Source organism: Actinophytocola sp., assembly GCF_035942955.1.
GTDB lineage: Bacteria > Actinomycetota > Actinomycetes > Mycobacteriales > Pseudonocardiaceae > DASYTH01.
In genome coordinates this window covers 1-3,938 of sequence record NZ_DASZCQ010000069.1, presented here as the reverse complement: position 1 = coordinate 3,938, position 3,938 = coordinate 1, and the positions used below count along the sequence as shown (strand labels likewise).

Sequence of the window (3,938 nt, the reverse complement as noted above, 5' to 3'; positions counted from 1 at the left end):
GAGCTGGCCAAGACCAAGACCGGCGTCTTCACCGGCGCGTACGCCATCAACCCGGTCAACGGCGAAGCGATCCCCGTCTGGGTCGCCGACTACGTCCTGGCGACCTACGGCACCGGGGCGATCATGGCCGTGCCCGGCCAGGACCAGCGCGACTGGGACTTCGCCGAGGCGTTCGGGCTGCCGATCGTACGGACCGTGCAGCCCAGCGCGGACTTCGACGGCGAGGCGTACCTGGGCGACGGCCCGGCCATCAACTCCGGCTTCCTGGACGGGCTGAACGTCGAGGACGCCAAGAAGTCGATCATCGCGTGGCTGGAGGAGCACGGCCACGGCCACGGCACGATCCAGTACAAGCTGCGTGACTGGCTGTTCTCGCGGCAGCGCTACTGGGGCGAGCCGTTCCCAATCGTCTACGACGAGTCCGACCAGCCCATCGCGCTGCCCGAGCACATGCTGCCGGTCGAGCTGCCTGAGGTGGACGACTACTCGCCCACCACCTACGACCCCGAGGACGCCGACACCGAGCCGTCTCCCCCGCTGTCCAAGGCAACCGACTGGGTCGAGGTCGAGCTGGACTTGGGCGACGGGCGCAAGACCTACCGCCGCGACACCAACACGATGCCGAACTGGGCCGGCTCCTGCTGGTACCAGCTGCGCTACGTCGACCCCACCAACACCGAGCGACTGGTGGACCCGGACAACGAGCGCTACTGGCTGGGCCCACGACCGGAGATCCACGGTTCCCGGGATCCCGGCGGCGTGGACCTGTACATCGGCGGGCAGGAGCACGCCGTGCTGCACCTGCTGTACTCCCGCTTCTGGCAGAAGGTGCTGTTCGACCTGGGCTACCTGAGCGCCGACGAGCCGTACCGGCGGCTGTTCAACCAGGGCTACATCCAGGCCTACGCCTACACCGACTCCCGCGGCGCCTACGTGCCCGCAGAAGAAGTGACCGAAGTGGACGGTCGGTTCTTCTACAACGGCCAGGAGGTCAAGCAGGAGTACGGCAAGATGGGCAAGAGCCTCAAGAACGTCGTCACCCCGGACGAGATGTGCGCGCGGTACGGGGCGGACACGTTCCGGTTCTACGAGATGTCGATGGGCCCGATGGACGTCTCCCGGCCGTGGGCGACCAAGGACGTCGTCGGCGCGCACCGGTTCCTGCAACGGCTGTGGCGCAACGTGATCAACGAGGAGACCGGCGAGCTGCGGGTGACCGACGAGGCGCCGGACGAGCCGACGCTGCGCGCGCTGCACAAGACGATCGCCGGGGTCCGCGAAGATCTGGGCGAGATGCGGTACAACACCGCCGGCGCCAAGCTGATCGAGCTGAACAACCACGTCACCAAGCACTACGGCGGCGGCGCCCCGCGCTCGGTGATCGAGCCGATGGTGCTGATGCTGGCCCCGCTGTGCCCGCACGTCGCCGAGGAGCTGTGGTCCCGGCTGGGCCACGACGAGTCGCTGGCCAAGGGCCCGTTCCCGGAGGCCGACGAGCGGTACCTCGTGGAGGACACCATCGAGTACCCGATCCAGGTCAACGGCAAGGTCCGCTCCCGCGTCACCGTCCCCGCCTCCGCCACCGACGAGGAGGTCACCGCCGCCGCCCTGGCCGAGGAGAAAATCGCCGCCCTGGTCGACGGCGCCGAGCCCCGCCGGGTCATCGTCGTACGCGGCCGCCTGGTCAACGTCGTCCTGTAGGTCCCCCGGCGACTATCACTGCCCGCGTTTCCGTGCCATATGGACCTCAATCGATGGCCACACAGCGTGCAGAGCACGCCCAACACGGCGCTTTCTTCACTCAATTCATACCCTGCCTGCGTCCCATCGTGACCACGACATTCACCTATTGTGGATCGACCCCGAACCACCTACCCCAGACGGGTGACTTCGCCGAACAGCCGCCAGCCGGGGGACCCTCGGTAGGTACCCTTTCTCCTCGGTAGACGCCCGATTACCGAGGGGAGCTCCATGCCCGACCCCACTCCGGAGCAGCTCGAAGCCGAGACAGAGATGCAGGAATGGCTGGAGCAGCACGAGCAGGTGACCAAGGATCCGCTCGGATTTGGACAAATTGGTGACACGGTCCAGAACCTCATCGCTGCCGCCGGCGCCGGCCAGTTCGCCGTGGCCCCCGACATCGGCGACGCCATCATCAAGAATCTGACAGATGTCCAGCAGCAGGCGGTCGCAATACGGCAAAGGGCACAACGGGCGGCGACCCATCCTCAGCTGGGCGGGGGATATGCTGAGCTTGTCAGCAGGTATGTGCAAGGTATTGCGGAGGGCCAGGCCGGATCGGCAGAAGAGGTCATGGTCGCGTTCGGGCAACAGGTGCAGCAGCTCAAGGACGCCGTCGCGACCAGCATGGAGAGCTACAGCGCGACCGACGCCTCTTCTGCCGGCAACCTGACCAACGCGGGAGGTCAGTAGTGCCACCGCCGGCTCTTCGTTTCGTGACGGGCGCTTGTGTTCTCGTATTGGTGACCGGCTGTTCCAGCTTCCAGCCGGGTGATGCGCAGCCAGCTGACCCCCCGATCACCACTGGCGACGGAGACGCGACGCGGCCGGCACCGACGCGCATGTCGACAACGTCCCCGTCATCACCGCTTGATCACCTCAAGCCATGCGACCTGCTGTCGGACTCCGATCGTGCGCGGATGAAGCTCGAGCCGGGCAGACCCAGCAGGGTCGTCGGGTCCGAGGGATGTGAATGGGAGTCCGCCGAATGGGGCCTCTCGATAGGCCTGCAAACCCAGTTCGCGTTCAAGGACGCGAACCTTCGTGGCGCCAGGCCGATTCCGGTCGACATCGGGCGCCATGAAGCGCACCGAGTCGAGAACGCAGGTGGTGGAGACGGTGGTTGCGAGATCTTCATCGTGACTGGGGAATCGTCGTTCGTTCAGGTGACGGCCGCCACGCTGAGCGCAAGCAACACGCCGTTTGCCTGCGACCGGGCGACCGCGGTCGCGAAGGTCGTCGATCCGAAGCTGCCGTAGGAGGGTTAGGGATGAATGGCGCGGGCCCGCGTGGGGTGCCTCGGCCGGACATGCACCATGCGGGGAAACCACATGAGGAGCTGAAGGCGATGACGGATGCCGGCATGCCGGTGGTGTCCGCGGATATCGCCGACCTGTGGCGATCGATGGGGGACGGTCTCGAGCAGGCGGGAATTCTCTTGCAGCAGGCGGTTTCCGGCTCCGAGGCGGGGTGGACCGGTCAGGCCGCCGATGCGATGCGCGTACGGTTGAGCCAGAACGCTGAGTGGATCATGAATACCGGGCAGGGCTTCGCCATGGTGGGCTCGGCGTTCGGGGAGCTCAGCGAAGCGGTCGGCGAGGCGAAGGTGCGCATGCCGGATCCGGTGCCGTACAACCCCGGCCAGATGATGGAGGAGGCCAAGGCGCAGGGGCTGCTCGGCATCATCGCGCTACCTGTGCGGATGTACACGCAGTGGCAGAAGCACCAGGACGCGCACAATGAGGCGGTGGCGGTGGTTGCCGCGAGGGATGCGCGGCTTGCCGCGGCCGCGGCGTCGCTTGAGGCGTTTGCTCCGCCGCCGACGCTGGATGGCGACGGTGGCGGTCCGCGGGATGGGGATCGGTCGGGCGATCCCGGTGGCAGGGATCGCGGTGATCGTGGGATCGGCGGCGGACCGGGTGGGCCGGGCGGTTCGGTGAGTGGCGGCTCCGGTTCGGGCTCCGGTGATGGTTCGGGGTCCCTGGGATCGGGGCCGACCGGGCGCGGTCCGCAGTTGACCGACCCCGAACGCGACACGGCCGGGCCTCCCGGCGGCAGGCCGGTCCTTCCGGTTGGTCCCAGCCCGGCGCCGAGCCCGTCCGCGGAGGGTCCGGGACTTGGGACTGGAGTGCGCTTCCTGCCCGGCGCGGGACCGATCGGCGGGCTCGGATCGGGTGGCGGTTCGAGCGGAGGTGGGG

Annotated in this window: 3 protein-coding genes and 1 pseudogene; all 4 read left to right on the top strand. The window is 67.7% G+C overall.

Annotated features, from left to right (window positions below; genetic code table 11):
* Positions 1–1,701, top strand: a 1,701-nt coding sequence (locus VGX25_RS07160) for a class I tRNA ligase family protein (protein ID WP_326916820.1), incomplete at its 5' end; no start/stop codon positions are given.
* Positions 1,702–1,971: 270 nt separating this feature from the next.
* Entirely contained in the window at positions 1,972–2,433 is a 462-nt protein-coding gene (locus VGX25_RS07155) for a hypothetical protein (protein WP_326916819.1), read from the top strand.
* Entirely contained in the window at positions 2,433–2,999 is a 567-nt protein-coding gene (locus tag VGX25_RS07150) for a DUF3558 family protein (protein WP_326916818.1), read from the top strand. The genes VGX25_RS07155 and VGX25_RS07150 overlap by 1 nt, the downstream gene beginning before the upstream one ends.
* 89 nt (positions 3,000–3,088) lie before the next feature.
* A pseudogene (locus VGX25_RS07145) lies at positions 3,089–3,938 on the top strand (hypothetical protein); the annotation flags it as partial.

Bases quoted from the DNA above. Each gene is read 5' to 3' on its own strand.
- VGX25_RS07155 (WP_326916819.1), top strand. From the start codon at position 1,972: ATGCCCGACCCCACTCCGGAGCAGCTCGAAGCCGAGACAGAGATGCAG.